The sequence below is a fragment of the Burkholderia sp. A2 genome (genome assembly GCF_001729305.1).
Lineage (GTDB): Bacteria > Pseudomonadota > Gammaproteobacteria > Burkholderiales > Burkholderiaceae > Burkholderia > Burkholderia sola.
In genome coordinates, this window is the sequence record NZ_LZXX01000023.1 from 1,624 (window position 1) to 1,906 (window position 283).

Genomic DNA, 283 nt, shown 5'->3' on the forward strand with positions numbered 1-283 from the left:
GGTGCTCGACGCGCAGGCCGGCGTGTGCGACGTCGTGCTGCCCGCGCACGTCGAGGACGGCATCGGTACGTGGTTCAACCGCGCGGTGGTCAGCTCGCAGGCGTTCGCGAAGCAGGTCGCGGCGCTCGGCCTCGCGCCGAACGCGGCGCCGAGCGCCGCCCAGGCGCTGAAGCTGCGCACGTGGCTCGCGAACGACATGGAACAGGTGTTCGCTCAGATGCTCGATCCTGCGTCACGCGCGGTGTCGGCCGTCTATCACCTGACCGACACGCTGTGGGCGCTG

Annotated in this window: 1 pseudogene; it reads left to right on the forward strand. The window is 71.0% G+C overall.

The features are described from left to right. Positions 1-283: pseudogene (locus A9Z05_RS01765) on the forward strand (phospholipase); the annotation flags it as partial.